We start from the raw sequence: 23,050 nt of genomic DNA on the forward strand, positions 1-23,050 counted from the left end.
CATTTTTTTGCTGCCGAGCACTGCGTTGGCGGCATGCGGCAATGCGCGGTATCAGGAGAATCCCGGTGCATCGAGGGCTCTTCCGGAACCCTGCCGGCGCTGCCCCGCCTGCCGAGCTACGTAAACATCCGTAGTTTTGAAGGCGCCCGGTATTCCTCATATTCCGCGGCATGGGCCGCCATATCATATTTCGATGTCCTCACACCGGCATGAACGTCCAGCATTGGCTGGCAGCGTTGCCGACTGAACCCGCGGACAGCCATACGGCCGTCACCTGTCCGGCATGCTCCAAGTTGCATTTCATCAATAGCGCGACCGGCAAACTGCTGGGCGATGCCTACGACAAATAGCGGCGCTGCGAAGCTCACCCCGCCGTGCGGGCAACACTATTAAAGCGCTTTGCCCACGCTGATATCCAGCCACCCCAGCGCATTCACCGACAGCGCGTCGCCCTCGTTGATCACGACAGTCGTGGTTTCGGCCTCGACGATGGCGGGCCCCTCAAGCGTCTGGCCGGGCTTGAGATCGTCCAGCGCATAGACGTCGACCTCGCGCCAGGTCCCGAAATAGGCCTTGCGGCGGGAGCGCGGCAGGCATGGCGGCGCGGCGCTTGCCGCGGGCACCGCCTGTTCGACGACGGACACCGCCCCGACCGCGGCGACCCGGGCGTTGACGAGCACGACCTCCTGGTCGCGTGAGGCGTAGGTATAGAGCTCCTCGTGCCGGCGGTGGAAACGCTCCTCGATCTCGGCGATCAGCGCCGACGAATTGAAGTCGATACCGTCGAGGGGCACGTCGATCTCGAAAATCTGCTCGCCGTAACGCATCTCGGCCGAGCGCTCGACCGTGGTCGGGCCATCGAACCAGCCGCGCAGCCGCTGCACGCTGCGCGCTTCCAGATCGGAAAAGATCGCCCTCACCTCGTCCGGCGTCGTGCGCGCGCCGCTCTCGAAATGCGTGCGGCTCAGTTCATAGCGCAGATCGCTGGTCAGCATGCCCCAGGCCGACAGCACCGAGGCGGTGGTCGGGACGATGATGCGGGTGATGTCGAGCTGGCGCGCGAGCTCGGCGGCATGCAGGCCAGCGGCGCCGCCGAAGCTCAACAGCGCAAAGCGGCGGGGATCGACGCCGCGACGCACCGTCATCAGGCGGATGCCGTCGGCCATCTTCAGGTTGACCAGGCGAAAGATGCCGGCGGCCGCCTCGATGCGGGTGATCTTGAGCGCGGCAGCTAATCGGTCGATCGCGGCTTCCGCGGCCGCCACGTCCAGCGGGCGCTTGCCGCCCATGAAGGCCTTGGCGTCGAGATAGCCCAGCACGACATTGGCATCGGTCACCGTCGCGGCGTCACCGCCATTGCCATAAGCCGCCGGTCCCGGCATGGCGCCAGCGCTTTGGGGACCGACCCGGAAAATGCCGCTGGTCTCGACTGACGCGATCGAGCCGCCACCGGCGGCGATGCTGGCGATATCGAGGCTGCGCAGCGCGATGCGCTCGCCCGCAAGGCCGCCGTCGGCCGACAGCGTGACGCGCCCGTCGGCAACAAGGGAAATGTCGGTCGAGGTGCCGCCCATGTCGAAGGCCACGACATCGGCGATGCCGAGCATCGCGGCACAACGCCGCGAGCCGGAGATGCCGCCCGCAGGCCCCGACAGCACGGTCGCGGCCGCAAGCCGTGCCGCTTCTTCGACCGGCGCCATGCCGCCGTGGGACAGGATGATGAAGAGCGAGCCCTTCAAGCCGACCTCGCGCAGACGCCGCTCCAGCCGCTCGAGATAGCGTCGCACCACCGGGCCGACATAGGCGTTCACCACCGTGGTGGAGACGCGCTCATATTCCTTGATCTGCGGCAGCACATCGCTGGAGCAGGACACGCTGACGTCAGGCAGCTCGCGCACCAGCCGTTCGGCGGCGGCGAGCTCGTGGGCGGGATTGCGGTAAGCGTGAAGGAAACAGATCGCAACCGAGGTCGCGCCGGATGTCTTGATCGCCGCGATGGCCTCGCCGAGGGAGTCCTGGTCGAGCGGGGTCAGGACCTCGCCATTGGCCCTGAGCCGCTCGCGGACCCCGAAGCGCAGCTCGCGCGGCACCAGCGGCTCGGGCGGCGGGCTGCGCAGATCATAACGGTTGGGCTTGAGGCCCTCGCGCATTTCGAGGACATCGCGATGGCCCGCGGTGGTCAGCAGCGCAACGCGGGCGCCCTTGCGCTCGAGCAGCGCGTTGGTTGCAGCCGTGGTGCCGTGGACCAGCCGCTGCGTTTGCGCGAGCATGTCCGCGACCGGAAGCCCAAGCCGCCGTGCCAGCTCCTCGAGCCCGGCCATCACGCCGATCGACTGGTCCTGCGGCGTGGAGGGCGATTTGGCGAAAACCGTGCGTCCGCTCTCGTCGATGGCGACGAGGTCAGTGAAGGTGCCGCCGACGTCAATACCGATGGTCAACATGCGTCAACTCGCCCCCGCCTTCGCCGGATCGCCCGTGACGAGGCCCTGCAAACGATCGCGCTCGCGCGCTGCTCGCGAGCGCTTCTCGGGCGGTCCCCAACCGCCGCCGCCGGTGGAGCGGATCTCCAGGCAATCGCCCGGAAAGATCTCGATGCCGACCTCCTTGGTGCGCAGCTCGCGCGGCGGCCGATCCTTCGAGAGCAGCCGGTAACGGTGCGGCTCGGAGTCCTTGCCGCCGAGCAGACCGGCCGAGCCGTGCCTGATACCCTCGCCCGCGGTATTGCCGAGCGCGACCTTCTCGGTCTCGACGACGAGGTCGAGCGCAACGCCAAGCCCGCCACGAAACTGGCCGTCGCCGCCGGAATCGGCCAGGAATTCGTGGTGGCGGAAATGCAGCGGGAAACGCGCCTCGGCCACTTCGATACTGCCGAATTTCAAGCCGCCGACGGAATGCCACTCGCCGATCGACGACCAGCCGTCACCGCCGGCGGAGGCACCGCCGCCGGGACGGGCATGAAACAGATGCCAGATGAAGGGCCGGCCGGTGCGCGGGTTCTCGCCCTTGATCGCGATCCGGAAACGGCGGCCCCAGCCGGCCATCACCCTGTCAGGACAGGAGGCGGCGAGCGCCTTGATGATCGCTTCGACGATTTCGTTGGAAGGATGGCTGGTGCAGAGCGTCACGGGGTGACCCGGATCGGCCCAGACGATCGTGCCTTGCCTAGCCACCACCTTGAGCGGCCGCAGCGCGCCGGAATTCTTCGGCGTGTCCGGATCGATCAGATAGAAGAAGGCCATCGCCACCGCCGCATGCATATTGGCATGCGAGGAATTGACGAAACTCGAGACTTGCGGATCGGAGTCGGAGAGGTCGACCTCGATGTCGCTGCCCTGCTTAGTCACCTTGGCCGCGATGCGGATGTCATTGTGACCGCGCCCGTCATCATCGAGAAAGGCTTCGCCGTGGAAGGTGCCGTCCTTCCAGGTGGCGACCACGGCACGCGCTTGGCTTTCCGCCGCATCAAGCACACCTTCGATCGCGGCCTCGACGACCGGCGCGGTGAGCTCGGCAAACAGTTTTTGCATCCGCCGCTCGCCAAGATGCGCCGCGCCGATCATCGCGAAGAGATCGCCGCGAAAATCATGGGCATTGCGGACATTGAGCGCGAGCATATCAAGAATGTCGTCGCGCAGCTTTCCGGCCTCGTAGAGCTTGATCGGCGGAATGCGCAGACCCTCCTGCCAGATCTCGGTGGCTTGCGGGTTATAGGCGCCGTGGGTGGCACCGCCGATGTCGCTCTGATGCGCCCGCACGATGGTCCAGAACAGCCGCCGTCCGGACGCGAAGACCGGGACGAAGATGGTGAGATCGGGAAGATGGCTGCCGCCGTGATAGGGATCGTTCATCAGGATGACGTCGCCCGGCGCCACCTCGGTAAAGCGCGCCTCCACCGCGCGGGCCGCCCAGGGCAGCGCACCGACATGGACCGGGATGTGATCCGCCTGCGCGATCAGCCGGCTCTGTGCGTCGCAGATGGCGAGCGAGAAATCGCGGCTGGAATTGAGAATCTGCGAATAGGAGGTGCGAAGCATGGCTTCGCCCATTTCGGCTACGATGCCGCTTAGGCGATGCTGGACGACCGAGCGCGTGACGGGATCGACGGTGATCATCATCGGCCTCCGCTCGCACGAAGGATGGCCCACGTCAATTCCACGTCAGGCTTTCTTTTTCGCCGCCTTTGCCGCCTTCGTTGGCTTGGCTGGCCCCTTCTCCTTGGCGGGCTTGGTTGCCGCCAATTCCTCCGCCGCCCGCTTGATCGAGCGCGCGTAGCTGTCGGCCGCGTTCTCCGCCGTGATCTGCAGCCGCCGCGCCGCAGCCGCTGCCAGTTGCTGCGTGTTCCTGGCGAGGTGCCTGTAGCGGTCCCTGCTTTCTTTGTCCTTCGCCTTGGCAGCCATGCCCATGAACCGGGCGTGCCGTTTCTTGGCTGCGTCCGTCAAAGTCTTGATCTGCTTTTTCGCAATCGACCGAATGACGATATCGAGGTCTGCTTCGGCCATTTCTTAAGTCCCGCGCTCCACCATTGCGCGGTCTTGATACACTGGCTCCGTGTTCCAATCAATTTGCGAAAAGCGAGCACGGCCCCGCGCGGCCAAGCGGAAGGCCCGGCCACTGGGCATGAGCGCTATAAGCCAGAACCACGCTCCGGATTAGTTGAATGGACCGCGCCCCAAGAAGACACCGCCGTTAACCTTTTATTAAGCGGCGAGATTCAACCTCAAAGTGTTCCTTTTCGGGTAATAAATCTGGCTTCGAAAGTGTCAGGGATCTTGTCCCGATGATTTGCTTTCCCTCGGTCAATGATCCCTGGGACTGGGCGCGATCCCCGATGGGGCTCGATGGAGCAACGGCATGGCTGGGCGTGAGTTGCAGGCCGATGGAAACCTACTCCTGGCCTTCGCATTGATGATCGCTGGCGCGCTGGGCGTCGGCCTTCCGATGGCGCTCCTGATCATTTGGATCTGCGCGTAAGAGTTTTCCGCGCGTCGGTACTGACTAGCTGCGCCTCGCGGCCTCGGCCGGCGCGACAAGGCCTGCTGACCTGACCCAGCGGAGCAGCAAATAGAATGCAAGCGCGTGCGTGATCATCAGCAGGGGTACATAGATGATCGGGATCGCATAGGTGGCGCCCAACTCCCCCGCCAGATTCGCAAGGCCGATCTGGTTGCCGTGGTAATAGTCGACAATGATGTCGACCGTGCCCACGACGTTGAACGCGACCACAAATAGCCAGAACAGCGGACGTATTCTCACCGTCAGAAGCGCCAGCATGGCCAACACTCCGGTCGCGAAGTCGCCATAAGCGGCAAAGCTGGCGAAGCTCGCGGGCAGATTGGGACCGACCACGCCCGGGATGATGAAGACCAGCCCGAAGAAGCGGAAGCTGTGCAACGTTGCGATGGCGCGCTGCGCCTCGAGGTGATCCATCGCGTTGAGCCGGGGCATGACATACGCGCCGAGGCAAAGCAGCCAGGGGACGTAGCCGAGAGCGAGATGGATCTGGAAGACGGTTGCCGGTGACATTTGATCCTCCATCAAGCTTGTTGTGTGCTGCGGCCGGTTTGAGGGCCTCTGATTTGCAGCTCACATAGATCCGCTTCTGGCGAGCGACTATTCGCGATAATGTCGATGGGCCATGAAGCGGAACTTCACAATCCGGCACGGTGCGCTCGATGGGGTGGAGGCGTTTCTGAGCGTCGCCCAGCACCGCAGCTTTCGCCAGGCGGCCGCCGAATTCGGCGTGGGGCCGTTGGCGATCAACCAAGCCGTGCGCGCGCTCGAGGCGCGCGTCGGCGCGGCGTGCTAAGCGACAGCTTTTGCGAGTTGCGGAGCGGACCACGCACCGGCGGGCGACGGCTCTGCAGGGAGCAGTCTGTCGGCGCCAGCGCCAGCCAATTGGGTCAGGATCTCGCAAATCTCTTCGACCGAGCGCCGCATCGAGAAGCTTGGGTAGATTGCGGCAAAGGTTGCGGCCGTCGCGGCTTGCGCGGCTGCCGGATCGGCGAGCACCGTTTCGACTGTGGCGCGAAGACTGTCAGGATCATGGTCGAAGCTGAAGCGGGAGAGAAGCGGCAAGTGCCGCCTTGAGAACTGGTTGGCATCGAATATCGGGACGGTGCCGGCTCCTAGCGAAAAGAAGACCCGGTCGTGCATCGACAGGTCGGTGTTGGGATTGAGCGAGACCGCGCCCAGATAGGAGCCAAGGCCTGCCCGCACCGCGTCGAACGGCAGAGGCCCGAGAAAGCGCGCTGTTTTTGTCGCCGTGGACTCGGCGAACTCGCTCCAGCCGCCGCCGACGAAATCGACGGGATAATCGGCCAGCACCGCACCGACCTCCTGAGTTCGCTGCGCCCGGGTATAGTTGTCCAACCGCGTGAGAAGCGCATTGAAGATCGTGTCGCCGGGGGTGAGATACACCAGATGATCGGCTGCGACGGCGGTGAGGATTTCAGGAAACGCGCCGCAGCTTTTGCCGCGCGCGGCTTCGAGTGCTTCGAACAGAATCCTCGCCAGCTTCTCCGGCATGGTCGCCCGAAATTTCCGCTCGAGTTCGGCGGTGCTCCATCCCGACTTCGCAAAGAGGATTCGTCCGTTTCTGTTCTCAGGGGCCGCCGCATGAAAGAAGCCCGGGTCGGGAATGCCGATATGCGCGGCGAAGACCGGGCTGTCGGGCCGAAGAAAATCGCGGTTGAAGGCGGCGTGGTCCGGGAAAACATATCCATGCACCACGTACCGGCTTTGGATCCGGTGACGGCGGGCGAAGTACGAGGGGTGATCGCAATACCAGGAGAAGAACGGAATTTGCGCGGCTTCCCAGAACAGCTTGTGGTCTGAGGTGTAGAGTTCAAGGCCGATACCGGACATGCCGATTGCGACCGTCTCCGAGTGCCGCGGCAACAGGGCGTTGAGACGCTGCGTCGCATCCGGCGCCCCGATGTTGAGCAGTTGAACCTCGTGCCCGAGACGATCGAGCTCGGCACCCGCCATTGCCAGGATTCCGCGAACTGAATCGTAAGCCGTGGTGTTCGCGGTCGGAATGCAGATAAGGGTCATGATCGACGGATCTCGGTGCTAAGACTGTCCAAGACGTCGCGAAGCGCTGCAAATCCCGGACTCTGTGGTTGAACGAGCAACCGAGTTTTCTCGGGCGGCGATATTTTTGCGTTTCCTCCTGAATATTCCGCCTGAACCGCTGCGCTTCGCCGTACCACCCCGGCGGGATTGCGGGCGAGCCGCTCCTCCCGGCAGAAATCAGGTGAGCGGGGATCAAATGCACTTGAGTGACTTCGACGTCGTCGTGGTCGGAGCCGGGTTCTACGGAGCGACGATTGCCGAGCGGGTCGCGAGCCAGCTCGGGTGCACGGTCTGCGTCATCGATCGACGCCACCATGTCGGCGGCAACGCGTATTCGGAAGTGGATGCCGAAAGCGGCGTCGAAGTCCACCGTTACGGCACACACATCTTTCACACCAATTCGGAGCTCGTCTGGAGCTATCTGCAGCGCTTTACGAGCTTCACGGACTATCGCCACCGCGTCTTCACGGTTGCGCGCGGGCGCGTCTACTCGATGCCGATCAATCTGGCGACGATCTCCGCGGCCTTTGGCCGTCACATGACGCCGCAAGACGCAAGCGCCGTAATCGCCTCGGAAGCCGGCGCGGTTGGCCAGTCGCGGGCGCTCAATCTTGAGGACAAGGCGGTTGGCTCGATCGGTCGCACGCTCTACGATCTTCTCATCCGCGGCTACACGCAAAAGCAGTGGCAGACCGATCCCAAGGATCTTTCCGCCGATATCATCAGCCGCCTGCCGGTGCGGCTGACCTATGATGATCGCTATTTTTCGGACCGCTTCGAGGGAATGCCCAGCCGCGGCTACACGGCGATATTTCAGCAGATGCTCAAGCACCCCAAAATCGACGTTCGCCTCGGCGTCGACTTCTTTGACGTGGCCGAACGCCTACGCACGCGGCAGCTCGTGATCTATACGGGCCCGATCGATCGCTTCTTTGGCTATCGTTGCGGTTGCCTGGGTTGGCGGACGGTCGAGTTCGAGCGGCAGGTGCATGATGTCGCCGACTTCCAGGGCACCGCCGTCATCAATTACGCCGACGAGGACGTGCCGTTCACCCGCATCCACGAGTTCAAGCATCTTCACCCCGAACGGGAGCATGCGCTCGCGAAGACGACGATCTATCGCGAGTATTCCCGCTTTGCAGGCCGTGAGGACGAACCCTATTACCCGATCAACACCCAGGCCGACAAAAGGATCATGGAGGCCTACAAGATCATGATGGCGGCTCATCCGAACGTCATCTTCGGCGGGCGCCTCGGATCCTACAAATATCTCGACATGCACCAGGCCATCGGTGCCGCCCTCAAGACCTTTGAGCATCAGGTCCGGCCACTTCTTGCAGGAGCCGGCATGCGCGAGCCGGTCGCTGTGAACGACTGAACAAGCCCCGGTCAGAGGCCTGCGCGGCGCGGCACCACGGCGGCAGAGCTGGCCTGCTCTGCTGCGCTAATCCGACATGTAGAAGACTGCGGGCGAGCGCTCTTTGGCGCTCGCGCCTGGTTTGGCATCGTGATCTGGGGTCGCCTCAAGCGGCCTTGGCGGTCGGTTCCGGCTCGGACGTTTCCATCGCCCTCATATAGAGATCAAGCAGAGTCTCGCGCTCGTCGCGCTCGTCCTGATCCTGCTTTCTCAGCTTGATGATTTCCTTGAGGATCTTGACGTCAAAACCCTCGGCCTTGGCCTCCGAAAAGACCTCCTTTTTCTGCTCGTTCAACTCCTGCAATTCGGCATCCAAGTGCTCGATCCGCTCCACAAAAGAACGAATCCGTCCGCCGGGAAGGGTGATGTCCGACATGGTGACTCCCTGTTGAATGAGATCCGGAAAATGAGCGCAAACAAGTGACCAATGTGTTAACCCAGACGTCAGGCGAAAGACTGCACCCGCGCAATCAGACGTGTGCCCGCCGCGCGTGATCAGGATGACGATTTGGCCCTTCCGTTCCCCGCCTACGGGCTGGCGCTGCGACGTGATGTTGCCGTCCCCGCCCCCAGCATCTGTTCCTTGATGACGGCGTAGAGCGCGTCTGCCGCAGGCGAAAGGGTCTCATTTTTCCGTCTGACCAGTGCAATCGAGCGGTAAACGACGGGCTCGACCAGGGGCACCTCGATCAGTCCTGTCGCTACGGTCGTCGCCTTCATCGCGGCTGGCAGGATGGCCGCCCCGACATTCTCGCGCGCCAGCGCAATCGCACTTGGCGTGCTTTCCACAACGAACCTGCCACGCGGCCTCAGCGCGGCCTTGCTCAAATGCGCTTCGACGATGCGACGGTTGCCGCTGGCGCCGCCGAGCGTAACGAGATCGATTCCCTGCAGACCAGACCACGCCACTTTCTTCAATTTTGCGATCGGATGCGAGCGGCTGCACACCAGGACGAAGGGATCGCGCATCAGCGTCTCCTCCGTGAGATCGGTATGAGGCTCGTGCTGGATGTGAATGCCGAAATCCGCCTGGCCCTGGCGCACGGCCTCCGTGACCAGCGCGCCCGACCGCTCCAGCAGTTGGACGCGATTGTCGGGATGTTTGCGGGCATAGCTGCGCAGGGCCAGCGGCAACTGCCGGAACGCGACCGATTGCAGTGTCGCGACCGTGACGTCGCCAACCCCCAGCCGCGACGAGGTTCGGAGCCGATCCAGTCCATGAACGAGGTCATCGACGATCCGCCGCGCCAGCGGGAGGAAATCCCTACCCGTCGGGCTCAACGCCGTCGAACGCGTCGTGCGGTCCAGCAGACGCAAGCCCACGAACGCTTCGAGGCGCTGGATGCGCCGGGTCAGCGCGGTCTGAGTGATGAAGAGATGCTCGGCCGCCCGGTTGAAGCTGCCCAACTCGGCGACATGGACAAAGGCCTGGACGCCATCAATGGGGATTTTCATGCGTATTGCTCATAAATAATTGCCATTAATGCATTTTACGTGAAGATCGGCCTCCTGCAAGCTTCCCGGCGAGGTCAGGGCAACAACCGGCCGCACAAGGATGCCTCACGGAGGAAACGATGACGACCGATGCGGTCGCCGACCCGATGCCCCCGGCCGCCACTCACGCGGCGCCAATCGCCACGCCTGGTTCGAACCGGCTGCAACGCTTGATGGAAATCCGGGTCGGCATCATCCCTCTGCCGATCTATCTCCTCCTGCTCGGTTTGATCGCGGCGTTCTCATTTATGGGCAAGATCTCCGGCGAGGTGACGGTGATGATCGCCGTGCTCGTCGTCGGCGGCTTCACTTGCGCCGAGATTGGGCGGCGAATCCCGGTTCTGAACGCGATCGGCGGATCATCGCTCCTGACGATCTTTCTGCCGTCATTTCTGGTCGCGCATCAGCTATTGCCCGCGCCGCTGGTGCAGCAGGTGACGACCTTCACCAAGGCAACCAATTTCATCTACCTCTTCATCACGGCGGTCGTCGTCGGTTCGATCCTGAGCATGAACCGGCAGGTGCTGCTGCAGGGATTCGTGAAGATATTCGTCCCGCTCACCGCCGGCTCGGTCGCCGCGCTCGGCGTCGGCGGCGTCATCGGCTGGATTTGCGGCCTCGGCTTCTGGCGCTCTATCCTCTATGTCGTGATACCGGTGATGGCCGGCGGCGTCGGCGAAGGCGCAATTCCGCTCTCGGTCGGCTATGCGGAGGCGCTGGGCCTCGATCAGGGAGCGATGATCGGCCAGATTCTGCCGCTGGTCTTCTTCGGCAATCTGGTCGCCATCATCTGTTGCGGCGCGCTGAACTCGCTCGGCAAAAGCCGTCCCGATCTCACCGGCAACGGCCAGCTCCAGCCGGACAACGGCGGCATGGCGGAGGACGCGCAGCATCGGGCATATTCGAGCGTCACGAATATCGATGTCGCCACCGCCGCTGCGGGCGGGATCACCGGCATCGCCATTTACGTGTTTGGCACATTGATTTACAGGCTCGTCGGTCTTCCCGCCCCGGTCGCCATGCTGTTCCTGGTGGTGGCAGTCAAGCTGTTTCGCGCCGTGCCGGCGTCAATCGAGGAAGGCGCGCGCGTCGTGTTCCGCTTCTTCGTTATCGCCGTGACCTACCCGTTGCTGTTCTCGACTGCGGTTGCATTGACACCCTGGCACGAATTGGTCGCGGCGTTCCATCCCGCGAATCTCATCACCATCGTCGCAACCGTTGTGACCCTTACGGCTACGGGATTTTACGTTGGCCGCTGCATGAAGATGTACCCGATCGAGTCCGCGATCGTGAACGCCTGCCACAGCGGCCTCGGCGGCACCGGCGACGTGATGATCCTCACCGCCGCCGAGCGAATGGAATTGATGCCGTTCGCTCAGGTGGCGACCCGGATCGGCGGTGCTATCACCGTGACGCTCGCCATCATCGCCATGGCTCATTTCAAGGTCCTCTGAACCGACAGAAGGAGGATAATGATGTTGATGCGAAGCAAGCTGTTCGTCCCCGGCTCGCGGCCTGAGCTGTTCGGCAAGGCGCTGGCTTCGGCCGCGGATGCCCTGTCGTTCGATCTGGAAGATGCAGTCGCCGACAGTCAGAAAGCGCGGGCCCGCGCCGAGCTCGCCAAGTTTCTGCGCGAACTGCCGGCCCCTGCACCCAAGATCATCGTGGTCCGCGTCAACGCCCCCACGACAATTGAATTTGGCGCCGACATCGACGCGCTCGCCGGAATGCCGATCGACATCATCAATCTCCCGATGGCGGAAGATCGGGATGATGTTGTCGACGCCATCGGCCGGATCGAACGCAGCGAAGCGCTGCATTCCTCCGACCGGCAGGCCAAGGTTCTGCTCAACATCGAGACTCCCAAAGGCCTGCGTAAGGCCGCCGAACTCGCGGGCGCGCATCCCCGGGTGGTCGGCTTGCAGATCGGCTACGCCGATCTGCTGGAGCCGTGCGGCATCGCCCGGTCGGACGGCAGCGCACTCGCCCACATCCGGCTCACGGTCCGCTTCGCCGCTGCCGAGGCCGGCATCGCCGCCTATGATGGCGCCTTCGCCGCCGTCAAAGATATCGATGGCTACCGCGCCGAGTGCGAGGCCGCGAAACGCCACGGTTTTGCCGGCAAGAGCTGCATCCACCCCAGCCAGATTGCCGCCGCGAACGAGACGTTCATGCCCGATAGCGCTGAAATCCCCTGGGCCAGGAAGGTCGTGTCAGCGGCGGCGGAAGCCGATGCACGCGGTGTGGGAGCCTATCTCGTCGACGGCCAAATGATCGACAAGCCCTTCGTCGAGCGCGCGCGTGCGATCGTCGCGCTTGTGGACCGTATCCAGGCTGGCGACCCGAGATGAGCAACCTGCACGCCCGCGATTACCAACCTGATCGTCGGGGAACGCTCGATGGCATCCGCGTTCTGGACCTCTCGCGCCTGTTCGCGGGAAACGTCCTGACCCAGGTCCTCGGGGACTTCGGCGCCGAAGTGATCAAGATCGAGCCTCCCGAGGGCGACACGCTGCGCGCGTGGAAGACCGAGGGCATCGAGACGCACTGGAAAATCTACGCCCGCAACAAGAAGAGCCTGTGCCTGTCCTTGCGTGATCCGCGAGCCATTGAGATCATCCGCAAGCTGGTGCCATCGGCGCAGATCCTGGTCGAAAGCTTTCGGCCCGGCGTGCTGGAAAAAATGGGGCTATCGCCGGATGCGCTGCTGGCGCTCAATCCGTCGCTGGTCGTCGTTCGCATTTCCGGATGGGGCCAGAACGGACCTTACGCGCAGCGCCCGGGTTTCGGCACCGTGATTGAAGGCGTATCGGGTTTTGCCGCGATCAACGGATTTGCCGATCGGGAGCCGGTCCTGCCGCCGATGTACCTTGCGGATGGCGTTGCCGGACTCTATGGCGCCTCCGCGGCGATGATCGCGCTGCGCGAAGCGGAAATGAGAGATCGGGGCCAGGTGATCGATCTGTCACTGCTCGATCCCCTGTTTGCAATCCTGGGCCCGCAAGCCGCCAACTACCGCCTCACCGGCAAGGTAAAGCCACGCACCGGAAGCCGCTCGACCAACTCGGCTCCCCGCAACGTCTATCGGTGCAGCGACGGCCACTATGTCAGCCTGTCAGGTTCAATCCAGAAGATGACTGAACGCCTGTTCCGGGCGATCGGGCGGGCGGAGCTGATCGACGATCCGCGTTTCCGGACCAATTCCGACCGGCTGCGTCATGCGGAGGAGCTGGACGCCATCATCGGCGCATTCATCGGGCAGCGCACGCAACAGGAAAACGTCGCATTCTTCGAAGAAGCCGAGGTCACGATCGGGCCGATCTACGACACGCCGCAGATCATGGCCGACCCTCATGTCATCGCTCGCGAAGTGATCGCCGACTATCCGGACCCGGAGATGGGACAAATCCCGATGCACCACGTTGTCCCGCGTCTTGCACAGACACCGGGCTCGATACGAACGCCGGCGCCGGCTCTTGGACAGCACAACCGCGAATTGCTCGCCGAGATCAGCATCAGCCCGGCAGCTTACGACGAGCTCAAGCTGGCAGGGGTGATCTGCGGCGGCTGACAATCGGTCCGATAGTCATCGGCCAGCACCGAACACAAAAGAAAGAGATCGGCGCCCAATATGAAAAGGGAGGAGAAATCCGTGGCGACTCAGGAAATATCAGCCCCATCTCACCGACGAAGCTTCGTGGCGGGATCGGTCTATCTGTTCGAGCGGCTTCTCCCCGATCCGTTCGTCATCGCCATCGGGTTGACGTTCGCCGTGGCGGCCGCGGCATTCCTGTTCGCTCCCAAGGGTGATCTCGTCACGGTCGTCACATCCTGGTACGCGGGCCTGTTCGGCATCATCGGCTTTGCTTTCCAGATGATCATGATCCTTGTGACGGGGCATGCGGTCGCGCACGCGCCGCTGGTGCAGCGCGGACTCAAGCGGCTGGTCGCGACGCTCTCGACGCCGAACCAGGCGGTCGTCATGACCTTTCTGATCGCCGCGGTCGCCTCCTGGCTGAACTGGGGATTTGGACTTGTCGTCGGCGCCATTCTGGCCCGGGAGGTCGCGAAGCGAATTCATCTCGATTTCGGCTGGCTCGTCGCGGCCGCCTATTCCGGATGGGTCATCTGGGCGAGCGGTCCATCGAGCTCGATCGCGCTCTCGCAGGCGACACACGGAAATGCGCTCAACATCGTCGAGAAATTGACCGGCCAGATGCTTCCGTTCGAGCAGACGGTCTTCACCACCTTTAATCTGGTGCCGACGCTGGCCGTGATCGTCCTGGTCCCGATCGTCTTTGTGTTCCTCAAACCTCGCGAGGATGAAATCGTGGCTTTCGTCCCCGCCAATGCGCAAGAGGCATCGTCCATCGCGCCGGCCAAATCTGCCGATTCCTTTGCCGAAGCCGCCAATCGCGCCCCGATCGTGAGCCTGTTTCTCGTCTTGCTGGGCGTGAGCTATCTCGGATTCACATGGTGGTCGAAGGGCGTCAACTTCGATGCCAACACGGTCATCCTGATCCTGCTGATCGTCGGCGTCGCTCTTCACGGCACGCCCGTCGCCTATTCGGAAGCGATGAAGAACGCGGCGAAGCAGGCCGGCTCGATGATCCTGCAATATCCGATCTACGGAGGGATCATGGGCATCATGGACACGACGGGCCTGGCCGCCATGATTTCCAAATTCTTCGTTGCTATCGCCACCGCACACACTTTGCCGTTCTGGACCTACTTCGCCTCCCTGTTCATCACCTTCCTGGTTCCGAGCGGCGGCGGCCATTGGGCGGTGCAAGGACCATTCGCGATTCCTGCCGCGGTGGAGCTTCACGCATCCATTCCAGCAACGACGATGAGCGTTGCGATGGGCGAGCAGGTCTCGAACATGATGCAGCCATTCTGGGCGCTGCCGGTGGTTGCGATGGCCGGGATCGGGATTCAGCGCGTTCTCGGCTATACGGTGATTACGTTTTGTGTTGCCGGCATCATCTATGGTGCGGCGCTGTTGTTGCTGACATGACGCAAGTACCGAATTCCAGCGGGACCGCGCGTCCTAAAACCGCCGCGCCGGCGGAAGCGTGCGATTCACACTGCCACGTTCTCGACCCCCGCTTTCCGACGCCCGAACTCGAACGGCCGGCCGGGATGACCGCGGCCGACTATCGGCAGTTTCAGTCCCGGATCGGAACAAGTCGTGTCGTCTTCGTGCAGGCCAAATATCATCGGACCGATCATGCCTGCCTTCTCAACGCGCTCGAGCGCTTCGGCGAGAACGCGCGGGGCATCGGCGTGTGTGGTCTCGACGTCACCGACGGCGAATTGAAGCGGCTCGACTCCGCCGGCATTCGCGGACTCCGCTTCAGCGTCTGGAATCCGAAAGACACGGTCACCACGATCGACATGATCGAGCCGCTGGCCAGGCGTATCGCGGATATCGGCTGGCACGTGCAGTTACACATGTCCGGCGACCAGATCGTCGATACGGCGGCCATGCTCGGCAGATTGCCGTGTCCGATCGTCTTCGACCACATGGGGCGGTTGCCGCCGCAGCAAGGACCTGATCATCCCGCCTTCCGCGTCATCCTTGATCTCGTGGACAAGGGCCGGGCCTGGGTGAAGCTCGCAGGCGCCTATCTCAACACCACGCAAGGACCACCCGCCTACGCGGATGCGACCAGAACGGCACGGGCCTTCGTGGCCAACGCGCCTGAGCGGCTCGTCTGGGGCAGTGACTGGCCACACGTCACGGAGAAGCACAAGCCGGACGATGCACAGCTCTTCGATCTCCTTGCCGTCTGGGCGGACGATGGCGAGATCCGAAGCCGGATCCTGGTTGACAATCCCGCCAAGCTCTACGGATTCGAGTAGAATTAGAGTGGTCGCCGCGCACAGCGAATCGGGAGGACGCGCGCCCAACCTCCGGCGTCATTGCAAGCCCAAGCGAAGCAATCCAGACTTTCTCCGCGATAGAGTCTGGATTGCTTCCGCCTACGCGCAAAGGCGCTTCGGCGGGACTTCACGCCTCGCCATAGCTCGCGCAGCGAGCAACGGCGGGTCGTCGCTTTCGCTCCTCGCAATGACGGGCTTGGCCCTCATCCGGCTCCGCAGGTCGATCAGCGGATGAGTTAAGATACGAGCTGCCGATAAATCGCCGGCAGGGCGGCCGGCAGGCGCCGAATGTTGCCGACAATGGCGTAACCGCCGCGCCCGAACAGGCTCGGGAAATAGGATTGGGCGGCCGCATCGACGGTGACGCCGAACACGGCGATGCCGAGCCGACGCGCCTCCTGAACAGCCTTGCGCGTATCCTCGACTGCAAACCGTCCCTCGTAATGATCGACGTCATTCGGCTTGCCGTCGGTCAGGACGAGGAGGAGTTTCTTGCGCTGTGGCTGGCGGGCGAGTTCTGCTGCAGCGTGGCGCGCCGCCGCGCCGATGCGAGTGTAATAGCCGGGCCTGAGCGCGGCGATGCGGCGCTCCACCGCCGCGCTCATCGGTCCGCCGAATGCCTTGACGGTCTGGAGGCGCACCCAGGAGTGGCGCCGCGAGGTGAAAGTCAGGATGCTGTGATGATCCCCGCAGGCCGACAAGCCATGGGCGAGAACCAGCAAGGCCTCCTTCTCCACGTCGAGAACGCGGTGGCCGTCGGCCCAGGCGTCGGTCGAGAGCGAAACATCGACCAGCAGCGTGACGGCAAGGTCGTGCCCCACTGGCCGCATCGCCACGTGGACCCGATCGAGCGCGCCGCTGCCGGCGCGAAGATCGCAGCGGGCGCGGACCAGCGCGTCGATGTCGAGTTCATGCCCGTCTGCCTGGCCGCGCATGAGTTCTTGGCGTGGCCGCAGCGCCTCGAACCGGCGCCGCACCTGTCGGATGTGGCGGCGCAGGGTCTCATCCGGCGCCCAGATTTCGCCGGTCTCCGGCGCCTCGCCCGCCACCACGCGGCAATGATCCGGAAGGTAGGTGCCGCTGCGATAATCCCATTCCGGATAAAGCTGACCGGTATCGAGCCGCGCCGCATCGATCGCCTCAGGCGGCAGGTCGAGATCGAACTTCAGCTTCGTCGCCGGCTTGCCGCTGCGACGCCCGATCGCAAGCTCCTCAAGATCGTCCGCAGCCTTCCGAGCGTCCTCGTCCTCGCCATCATCGGCGGGACGATCGACGTTCACCATCTCGGCCATGGCGAGGATTTTCTCGAAACGGTTGAGCACGAAGGGATCACGTCGGCTGCCATCCTCGCGCTCGCGAACGGCGAAACGCTTGCGGCTGTCTGGCGAGGCTGCTTGCGGATTCTGTGCGCGCTCGTCCTCCTCCGCGCGCGCGGGATCCAACTCGCGCGTCCAGCAATCGCCCCACAGCGGACACGGCAGAATCCGGCGGTAGCCGGCCGGCGCCCTCGCCGGCAGCGCGCTCGTGCCAGTCATAGCTGGCCAGAGCGTCCCGTCTGCTGGCTGACCGGCATGGAGCAGCGCGAGCACGATGCGCTCCATCTCCTGCTCGGTTCGCGGCAATGGCCTGAGCGGTCGAGCAGCCGCAACGGCGGCGGCGAGCCGGGCATAGATGCCGGCAAGTCCTGGGAAGCGCGTCAAGACCGCCGCAACCGTGCCGCAGGCGCGGCGCAACGTCAAAAGGTCGCGCCGGAGCGGGTCGGACTCCGCGATCATCTCAACCGGCGCGGTCGCGAACCAGGCGGCGAGCCACCGATAAAGGGAGGCATTGAGATCCCGGTCCGAAAAGACGGCGATCCGGTCGGGAAGGAACACCGTCGCGCTGTCGCGCCCCGGATGATCGAGGCGCTCGTCGCCGAGCCCGATCCGCTGCCGCCAGCCGAGCCGATGGCCGGATTTGCGAGCATTCGAACTGGCGATCTGGACGCCAGCCTCGCCGCCGAGGGCGCGGAACATCACCGCGAGTTGCCCTTGCACTTCGGCAAGCGATACCGCGTGCTCGGCGTGAACAGGATAGCTCGCGGTCGCGCCGACAAGACGATGCCAGGCACGTCCGACGGTCTCCTCGAGTTCGAGGAAATCGAGCATGCGGCCCACCTCACCCGATGATGGCCCGCGCGACCTCGACCAGCGCGCCCTTGACGTCGACATCGTCGGTGAGCGGCTCGATCATTCCGGCGAGGACGGCATCCGCCACTGTGGCTCCGGCAGCGACCAGGGTCGCGCAGTACACGAGGAGACGCGTCGAGACCCCCTCCTCCAGATCGTGTCCCTTGAGCGCGCGCAAGCGGCCGGCGAGCTGCACCAGTGGCCTGACGCGGTCAGGCGCGAGCCCGCTTTCCGCGGCGACCACGGCGATCTCCTGCTCCGGCGGCAGAAAGCCGAACTCGATGGCGACGAAGCGTTGCCGCGTCGACGGCTTCAGGGCCTTCAGCAGGTTCTGGTAACCGGGATTGTAGGATACCACCAGCATGAAGCTCGGCGGCGCAGTGAGCTCTTCACCGGTGCGCTCCAGCGGCAGAATCCGGCGATCATCCGTGAGTGGATGCAGCACCACCGTGACGTCCTTGCGGGCCTCCACCATCTCGTCGAGATAGCAGATGCCGCCTTCGCGCACGGCCCGGGTCAGCGGCCCGTCGGTCCAGACGGTGTCGCCGCCCTTGAGCAGATAGCGCCCGGTGAGGTCGGCCGCAGTGAGGTCGTCGTGACAGGCGACCGTGTGAAGCGGCAAGCCGAGCCGCGCCGCCATGTGGGACACGAACCGCGTCTTGCCGCACCCGGTCGGGCCCTTGAGCAGAACCGGCAAGCGGTGTCGCCAGGCCTGCTCGAACAGCAGGCATTCGCGTCCGCTCGGGATGTAGGACGGAATCTCGCGTGAAGCCGCTCCGATGGCGTGAAGCGCAGGTTTCATAGTCTCTCTCCAGTATCGCGGGGTGGCGGCCGCGATTTCCGCGGCCGCCGTTTCGACTCATTCAGCGGGTTGCAGGGCCGCGGGAATGACGGACTTCTTCTCGCGTCCGGGCACCAGCACGGCCCAGATGAACATCAGCGCGGAAGCGAGCACGAACACACCCGAGCCGAGTCGGACCCAGTAGAACATGGCGAGCTGGTCCTGCACCTCCATGTAGCTCTGGCCGAGCACGCGCTGCAGATGAACCTGGATCACGCCCGCAAAGGTCAGCGCGAAGGTCATCACCGTCATGGCGGTGCACATGATCCAGAAACTCGCCATGCTGAGCCACTGGTTATAGGGCGCGCGCTCGCGCAGTTGCGGGATCGCGTAGGCCATCACGGAGAGATTGAGCATCACATAGGCGCCGAAGAAAGCGAGGTGCCCGTGCGCCGCCGTCACCTGAGTGCCGTGCGTATAATAGTTCACCGACGACAAGGTGTGCAGGAAGCCCCACACGCCGGCGCCAAGGAAGGCCATCACCGAGCAGCCGACCGACCACAACAGCGCGGCCCGGTTCGGATGCTTGCGCCCGGTCTTCCAGGTCATCTGCACGGTGAAGATCACCATGGTGAAGAACGGCGCGACCTCGAGGGTCGAGAACAGAGAGCCGATCCACTGCCAATAGCCCGGCGCACCGATCCAGTAGAAGTGATGGCCCGTGCCCAGGATGCCCGAGAACAGCGCAAGTCCGATGATGACGTAGAGCCACTTCTCGACGACTTCGCGATCGATGCCGTTGAGCTTGATCATGAGGAAGGCCAGCACGGAGGCCATGATCAGCTCCCAGACGCCCTCGACCCAGAGGTGCACGATGTACCACCAGTACATCTTGTCGACCGCGAGGTTGGCGGGATTGTAGAACGCGAACAGGAAGAAGATCGCGACGCCCCACAGGCCGAACAGCAGGATGTTCGTGACCGTGGTCTTGCGGCCCTTCAGAGCGGTCATGGTCACATTGAACAGGAAGATCAGGCAGACGACCACGATGCCGACCTTGATCAAGAACGGCTGCTCGAGGAATTCACGCCCTTCGTGATAGTGAAAGAGATAGCCCACCACGGCGACGCCCGCCGCAGCAAAAAACATCCAGAACTGGAGCTTCGCGAGCAAGGGGCTGAATAGCTCCGTCTCTGTCTCCTCCGGCAGAAGAAAATAGGTCGCCCCCATGAAGCCCATCAGCGACCATACGATCAACGCGTTGGTATGAATCATCCTGACAATGTTGAACGGCAGGACGACCGATAGAGTGTTGGGCAGAACGTAGATGGTTCCAGCCAGAACACCGAACATGACCTGGGCGAGGAAGAGTGTCAGCGCGCCGTAGAAATACAGCATCGCGACTTTCTGGGTGTGATATCTCATCGTCGGCTCTCTGTGTTAACGGGATTATCGGGTCGCGGTGCTCAGCCGGCCTTGTTGGGCGGCCAGTCCTGTCGCTTGATGCGGCTGGTCCATTCCAGGAAGTCCGCAAGATCGTTGAGCTCCTGGTCGGTGAGGTTGAATTGCGGCATCTGCCGCCGACCCGGGACGCCCGATGGCTGCGATTTCATCCACGCCTTCAGCATCTCGCGCGCGGCAGCCGGATCCTCCTTGCCGCCCCAGCGGTCCCACACATTGCCGAGCTCCGGCGCGAAATAGGCACCTTCGCCGAGCAGCGTATGGCAGTTGATGCAGGAATTCCTTTCCCAGACGTGCTTGCCTCGCGCGACAGAGTCGGTGAGCGTGCGCGCGTCAGTGGATGTCGTCACCATGTAATAGTGGCTGTGCGCCGTCAGACCTAAAAATATGGCGAAGAAGAAGGCCGACCCGCCGTAGAAGACGTTCCGAGCGGCCGACTTGGTGAGGCGTTCAGCCATTACCTGTCCTTTCGCATGTGTTGGAGTCGGGTGAAGGGGTCAGGCCAATCTAGACATCGGCGCCGATGCGCTCTTTGTGCGGGAGCAACGATCGCGGCGGTCGGTCGCATTGATCACACGAGCAAGCCCACTGTTGAGGCTGCCAAGGCAAATGCCGCGACGGAGAACACCCACGCACTGACCAGACCGCGCCAGAGCGCGGGCGCGGCACGCAGATCGAGATAGTCGAGCAGGATCTTGCGACCCTTAAGGGCAGCGAGCGAAAGCAGGACGGCCTTGCCGAGCAGTCCGCCCGGCAACATGCGCGCTACACCAACGGTCGTGATCGCAAGGCCAATCAAGACAGCCAGGGTCGCCTCGAGATGATGTGGAGGTCGAATCATGGTCACCTCACGAGGTAAACGATTGGAAACATCACGACCCAGACAAGATCGACCATGTGCCAGAACGCCGTTCCGGTCTCCACGCTGGTGACCTGCGCGCGGCGGCAGACCACGGCCAGGATCACGATGCCAAGCCAGACATGAAGGAGATGAAAGCCGGTCAGAAGGAAGTAGAGCGTAAAGAACGGACTGGCTTCCAGGCCGACACCGCTTGCGATTTCCTTCGCATACTCGACCAGCTTGATGGCCACGAAGCTGGCTCCGAGGCCCATTGCCGCCAGGAGCCAATAACGCGAAGGTCGTCCTTCGCCGGCGCGCGCCGCCGCGGTCCCGCGCGCGGCGGCCCAGCCGCTCGTCACCAGCACGACCGTGTTCAATCCGGCGAGTCGGGGGTCGAGCGCCGCCTGCCCGGCAGCAAACACGGCAGGCTTGATCGCGTGGGCAACGGCAAAGGCGCCGAGGAATAGGCCGAAGGCAGCGAACTCGCTGAAGATCAGCACCCATATCATGGGATCGCCGGGAAGGCCCTCAAGCACACCCCAACCGCTCTCCTCCTGTTCGCAGTCCACCGTCGACATGTGCCCTCCGGATCGCCAGTGCCTGTTGGCACGCTTATCCGGCTTGCAAATGCCAGTCTTTGTCGCCGCACAAACAGCCAGACAGGGTGCCGATCGCGAGCCTGCTTGCGCCGTCGCAACGTCCCCCGGCGGTGAATCGAGCTAGACGGGCTCACGCGTGGGTTCCACGATTCAGCAAGCGGACATCATGAGCGAAGCGCAACTCGGCCTCCTTACCGCCACCCCCATCATCATCCTGTTCGCCACTGCGCTGAGAGCGATGGGGGTCTTGTCAACGACCGCCGCCGTCTCGGCGGTGAGCCTCTCCGTCGCCATCGCGGTGGCGCTCTTCACCACGCAGTAGGGTCCGATCCATGCCGTGCAGGCGACTACCGACTGCCGGCAATGATGGCCGAGATGGATAGCTCGCAAATCGTCGACGTGTTGGTGGTTGGCGGCGGCAGCGCCGGGCTGTCCGCGGCGATTACCGCGCGATGCAAGGGAGCTTCGGTCTGCCTGATCGAGCAAGCGCCGGCCGCGCTGCGGGGAGGCAACGCCCGTCACGCACGCAACGTCCGGCTGATGCATGACCACCCGACCCGGCATGTGCGCGGCGCTTACAGCGAAGCGGAATTCTTCTGTGAGCTTGTTCACGTCACTCGCGGGGCGCTCAATGAGCGGCTCGCTCGCCTTTTGATTCGAGGCTCTGCGAACATTCCGCAATGGCTGGCCGAACATGGCGTTCGCCTGCTTCGCGCGGATCGTCGCGCGGGAACTTGCGCTCGCCTATCGATCCTCGGTCAAGAAGCTGAAGGGCTATATGGCGCGCTCGACCGTGGAACGCCTCGCCAATTGGATCCTGACGGAAGCACAGATCAGCTCATCTCATGCACATGTTGTGCTCGCCTTCGATCGCGGCACGCTGGCTTCGCATATCGGCACAACCCGGGAGAACCTCTCCCACCCTGGCCCAATTGACCGATCATGGCGTGCGCGTCCGCGGCCGCGAGATCGTGATCGACGATAGAGAGTCGTTGGAAGCATTTGCACGCCCGCAGCAGCTGATCGACGATCCAAGATCCTGAACGGGCGCAGAACGCGACTGGCGGAGATACCCGCCGTTGGTCTGGTTCAACAAGTAATCGGCGACGCGCCATGAATCGCCGCGCTTACGCCTGCGCGACCGGTAACAACGTCGGCGCCGACTGCCTTTCCGGAGATCCGATTGTTTCCTGGAATTGCCCCATGTCGCATCATCAGCCAATAACCCGCGGATCGCGGGCCAATCCCTGGACAGAGGCGCGGCGTGGAAGCTCTTTGCCATCTCGACCTTGTCATGATCTGTCAAGACGTTCTCCAATCTGCTCCGGG

General features: G+C 63.5%; 21 protein-coding genes and 1 pseudogene. 9 read left to right on the forward strand and 13 right to left on the reverse strand.

The window, feature by feature from the left end; all coding sequences use genetic code 11:
* Nucleotides 1-389 precede the first annotated feature (389 nt).
* The 4 genes from F758_RS0117535 to F758_RS0117555 form a co-directional block, all read right to left on the reverse strand.
* Entirely contained in the window at nucleotides 390-2,441 is a 2,052-nt protein-coding gene (locus F758_RS0117535; protein ID WP_024509083.1) for a hydantoinase/oxoprolinase family protein, read from the reverse strand.
* 3 nt (nucleotides 2,442-2,444) lie between these two features.
* Complete coding sequence (locus F758_RS0117540; RefSeq protein WP_024509084.1) at nucleotides 2,445-4,115, reverse strand: hydantoinase B/oxoprolinase family protein; 1,671 nt, start codon at nucleotides 4,113-4,115, stop codon at nucleotides 2,445-2,447.
* A 42-nt stretch (nucleotides 4,116-4,157) separates the two neighbouring features.
* Complete coding sequence (locus F758_RS0117545) at nucleotides 4,158-4,499, reverse strand: hypothetical protein (RefSeq protein WP_024509085.1); 342 nt, start codon at nucleotides 4,497-4,499, stop codon at nucleotides 4,158-4,160.
* A 496-nt stretch (nucleotides 4,500-4,995) separates the two neighbouring features.
* A complete protein-coding gene (locus F758_RS0117555; RefSeq protein WP_024509086.1) occupies nucleotides 4,996-5,523 on the reverse strand; it encodes a DUF8737 domain-containing protein in 528 nt (175 codons plus the stop codon).
* Between the two features lie 112 nt (nucleotides 5,524-5,635).
* Here F758_RS0117555 and F758_RS47875 point away from each other — a divergent pair.
* Nucleotides 5,636-5,797, forward strand: a pseudogene (locus F758_RS47875) (LysR family transcriptional regulator); the annotation flags it as partial.
* Nucleotides 5,798-5,802: 5 nt separating this feature from the next.
* On the opposite strand, the gene F758_RS0117565 reads toward F758_RS47875, so the two are convergent.
* Nucleotides 5,803-7,053, reverse strand: a complete 1,251-nt coding sequence (locus tag F758_RS0117565) for a hypothetical protein (RefSeq protein WP_024509087.1) — start codon at nucleotides 7,051-7,053, stop codon at nucleotides 5,803-5,805.
* 217 nt (nucleotides 7,054-7,270) lie between these two features.
* Here F758_RS0117565 and glf point away from each other — a divergent pair, with 217 nt between their 5' ends.
* Complete coding sequence (gene glf / locus F758_RS0117570) at nucleotides 7,271-8,452, forward strand: UDP-galactopyranose mutase (protein ID WP_024509088.1); 1,182 nt, start codon at nucleotides 7,271-7,273, stop codon at nucleotides 8,450-8,452.
* A gap of 145 nt (nucleotides 8,453-8,597) precedes the next feature.
* On the opposite strand, the gene F758_RS0117575 is transcribed toward glf, so the two are convergent.
* Complete coding sequence (locus F758_RS0117575; RefSeq protein WP_024509089.1) at nucleotides 8,598-8,867, reverse strand: DUF2312 domain-containing protein; 270 nt, start codon at nucleotides 8,865-8,867, stop codon at nucleotides 8,598-8,600.
* Nucleotides 8,868-9,019: 152 nt separating this feature from the next.
* On the reverse strand, nucleotides 9,020-9,946 hold the full coding sequence (locus F758_RS0117580) for a LysR family transcriptional regulator (protein WP_024509090.1): 927 nt from the start codon (nucleotides 9,944-9,946) through the stop codon (nucleotides 9,020-9,022).
* 119 nt (nucleotides 9,947-10,065) lie between these two features.
* On the opposite strand from F758_RS0117580, the gene F758_RS0117585 reads away from it, so the two are divergent.
* The 5 genes from F758_RS0117585 to F758_RS0117605 all read left to right on the forward strand — a co-directional run bounded on the left by F758_RS0117585 (nucleotide 10,066) and on the right by F758_RS0117605 (nucleotide 15,850).
* Nucleotides 10,066-11,439, forward strand: coding sequence for a 2-hydroxycarboxylate transporter family protein (locus F758_RS0117585; protein ID WP_024509091.1), 1,374 nt, complete (start codon nucleotides 10,066-10,068; stop codon nucleotides 11,437-11,439).
* A gap of 21 nt (nucleotides 11,440-11,460) precedes the next feature.
* Nucleotides 11,461-12,336: an HpcH/HpaI aldolase/citrate lyase family protein gene (locus F758_RS0117590; RefSeq protein WP_245286518.1), complete on the forward strand. Its 876-nt coding sequence runs from the start codon at nucleotides 11,461-11,463 to the stop codon at nucleotides 12,334-12,336.
* Nucleotides 12,333-13,556, forward strand: a complete 1,224-nt coding sequence (locus tag F758_RS0117595; RefSeq protein WP_024509093.1) for a CaiB/BaiF CoA transferase family protein — start codon at nucleotides 12,333-12,335, stop codon at nucleotides 13,554-13,556. The genes F758_RS0117590 and F758_RS0117595 overlap by 4 nt, the downstream gene beginning before the upstream one ends.
* 81 nt (nucleotides 13,557-13,637) lie before the next feature.
* On the forward strand, nucleotides 13,638-15,002 hold the full coding sequence (locus F758_RS0117600; RefSeq protein ID WP_198026516.1) for a short-chain fatty acid transporter: 1,365 nt from the start codon (nucleotides 13,638-13,640) through the stop codon (nucleotides 15,000-15,002).
* Nucleotides 14,999-15,850, forward strand: a complete 852-nt coding sequence (locus F758_RS0117605) for an amidohydrolase family protein (RefSeq protein ID WP_024509095.1) — start codon at nucleotides 14,999-15,001, stop codon at nucleotides 15,848-15,850. The genes F758_RS0117600 and F758_RS0117605 overlap by 4 nt, the downstream gene beginning before the upstream one ends.
* A gap of 257 nt (nucleotides 15,851-16,107) precedes the next feature.
* On the opposite strand, the gene F758_RS0117610 is transcribed toward F758_RS0117605, so the two are convergent.
* From F758_RS0117610 to F758_RS0117635, 6 genes are all read right to left on the reverse strand, one after another.
* On the reverse strand, nucleotides 16,108-18,018 hold the full coding sequence (locus F758_RS0117610; protein WP_024509096.1) for a nitric oxide reductase activation protein NorD: 1,911 nt from the start codon (nucleotides 18,016-18,018) through the stop codon (nucleotides 16,108-16,110).
* Nucleotides 18,019-18,028: 10 nt separating this feature from the next.
* The gene (locus F758_RS0117615; RefSeq protein WP_024509097.1) at nucleotides 18,029-18,841 is read right to left on the reverse strand and encodes a CbbQ/NirQ/NorQ/GpvN family protein; all 813 of its coding nucleotides are present in this window, start codon (nucleotides 18,839-18,841) and stop codon (nucleotides 18,029-18,031) included.
* A gap of 57 nt (nucleotides 18,842-18,898) precedes the next feature.
* Nucleotides 18,899-20,245 carry a cbb3-type cytochrome c oxidase subunit I gene (locus tag F758_RS0117620; RefSeq protein WP_024509098.1) on the reverse strand — a complete coding sequence of 449 codons (1,347 nt, stop codon included), beginning with the start codon at nucleotides 20,243-20,245 and terminating at the stop codon, nucleotides 18,899-18,901.
* Between the two features lie 41 nt (nucleotides 20,246-20,286).
* Nucleotides 20,287-20,739, reverse strand: coding sequence for a c-type cytochrome (locus tag F758_RS0117625; RefSeq protein WP_024509099.1), 453 nt, complete (start codon nucleotides 20,737-20,739; stop codon nucleotides 20,287-20,289).
* A 113-nt stretch (nucleotides 20,740-20,852) separates the two neighbouring features.
* Nucleotides 20,853-21,122, reverse strand: a complete 270-nt coding sequence (locus F758_RS0117630) for a cytochrome C oxidase subunit IV family protein (protein WP_024509100.1) — start codon at nucleotides 21,120-21,122, stop codon at nucleotides 20,853-20,855.
* A gap of 2 nt (nucleotides 21,123-21,124) precedes the next feature.
* Nucleotides 21,125-21,700 (reverse strand): cytochrome c oxidase subunit 3 family protein, encoded by a 576-nt coding sequence (locus F758_RS0117635; RefSeq protein WP_024509101.1) that lies wholly within the window; start codon nucleotides 21,698-21,700, stop codon nucleotides 21,125-21,127.
* A 187-nt stretch (nucleotides 21,701-21,887) separates the two neighbouring features.
* On the opposite strand from F758_RS0117635, the gene F758_RS50855 reads away from it, so the two are divergent.
* Together F758_RS50855 and F758_RS47885 are read left to right on the forward strand one after the other, a co-directional pair.
* Nucleotides 21,888-22,043: a hypothetical protein gene (locus F758_RS50855; protein ID WP_198026517.1), complete on the forward strand. Its 156-nt coding sequence runs from the start codon at nucleotides 21,888-21,890 to the stop codon at nucleotides 22,041-22,043.
* A 41-nt stretch (nucleotides 22,044-22,084) separates the two neighbouring features.
* The gene (locus F758_RS47885; protein WP_245286519.1) at nucleotides 22,085-22,657 is read left to right on the forward strand and encodes an FAD-dependent oxidoreductase; all 573 of its coding nucleotides are present in this window, start codon (nucleotides 22,085-22,087) and stop codon (nucleotides 22,655-22,657) included.
* Nucleotides 22,658-23,050 lie beyond the last annotated feature (393 nt).

The organism is Bradyrhizobium sp. ARR65 (assembly GCF_000472385.1).
Lineage (GTDB): Bacteria > Pseudomonadota > Alphaproteobacteria > Rhizobiales > Xanthobacteraceae > Bradyrhizobium.

Coding starts and splice junctions, on each gene's coding strand:
- F758_RS0117535 (WP_024509083.1), bottom strand. CDS start 2,441: ATGTTGACCATCGGTATTGACGTCGGCGGCACCTTCACTGACCTCGTC.
- F758_RS0117540 (WP_024509084.1), bottom strand. CDS start 4,115: ATGATGATCACCGTCGATCCCGTCACGCGCTCGGTCGTCCAGCATCGC.
- F758_RS0117545 (WP_024509085.1), bottom strand. CDS start 4,499: ATGGCCGAAGCAGACCTCGATATCGTCATTCGGTCGATTGCGAAAAAG.
- F758_RS0117555 (WP_024509086.1), bottom strand. CDS start 5,523: ATGTCACCGGCAACCGTCTTCCAGATCCATCTCGCTCTCGGCTACGTC.
- F758_RS0117565 (WP_024509087.1), bottom strand. CDS start 7,053: ATGACCCTTATCTGCATTCCGACCGCGAACACCACGGCTTACGATTCA.
- glf (WP_024509088.1), top strand. CDS start 7,271: ATGCACTTGAGTGACTTCGACGTCGTCGTGGTCGGAGCCGGGTTCTAC.
- F758_RS0117575 (WP_024509089.1), bottom strand. CDS start 8,867: ATGTCGGACATCACCCTTCCCGGCGGACGGATTCGTTCTTTTGTGGAG.
- F758_RS0117580 (WP_024509090.1), bottom strand. CDS start 9,946: ATGAAAATCCCCATTGATGGCGTCCAGGCCTTTGTCCATGTCGCCGAG.
- F758_RS0117585 (WP_024509091.1), top strand. CDS start 10,066: ATGACGACCGATGCGGTCGCCGACCCGATGCCCCCGGCCGCCACTCAC.
- F758_RS0117590 (WP_245286518.1), top strand. CDS start 11,461: ATGTTGATGCGAAGCAAGCTGTTCGTCCCCGGCTCGCGGCCTGAGCTG.
- F758_RS0117595 (WP_024509093.1), top strand. CDS start 12,333: ATGAGCAACCTGCACGCCCGCGATTACCAACCTGATCGTCGGGGAACG.
- F758_RS0117605 (WP_024509095.1), top strand. CDS start 14,999: ATGACGCAAGTACCGAATTCCAGCGGGACCGCGCGTCCTAAAACCGCC.
- F758_RS0117610 (WP_024509096.1), bottom strand. CDS start 18,018: ATGCTCGATTTCCTCGAACTCGAGGAGACCGTCGGACGTGCCTGGCAT.
- F758_RS0117615 (WP_024509097.1), bottom strand. CDS start 18,841: ATGAAACCTGCGCTTCACGCCATCGGAGCGGCTTCACGCGAGATTCCG.
- F758_RS0117620 (WP_024509098.1), bottom strand. CDS start 20,245: ATGAGATATCACACCCAGAAAGTCGCGATGCTGTATTTCTACGGCGCG.
- F758_RS0117625 (WP_024509099.1), bottom strand. CDS start 20,739: ATGGCTGAACGCCTCACCAAGTCGGCCGCTCGGAACGTCTTCTACGGC.
- F758_RS0117630 (WP_024509100.1), bottom strand. CDS start 21,122: ATGATTCGACCTCCACATCATCTCGAGGCGACCCTGGCTGTCTTGATT.
- F758_RS0117635 (WP_024509101.1), bottom strand. CDS start 21,700: ATGTCGACGGTGGACTGCGAACAGGAGGAGAGCGGTTGGGGTGTGCTT.
- F758_RS50855 (WP_198026517.1), top strand. CDS start 21,888: ATGAGCGAAGCGCAACTCGGCCTCCTTACCGCCACCCCCATCATCATC.
- F758_RS47885 (WP_245286519.1), top strand. CDS start 22,085: ATGATGGCCGAGATGGATAGCTCGCAAATCGTCGACGTGTTGGTGGTT.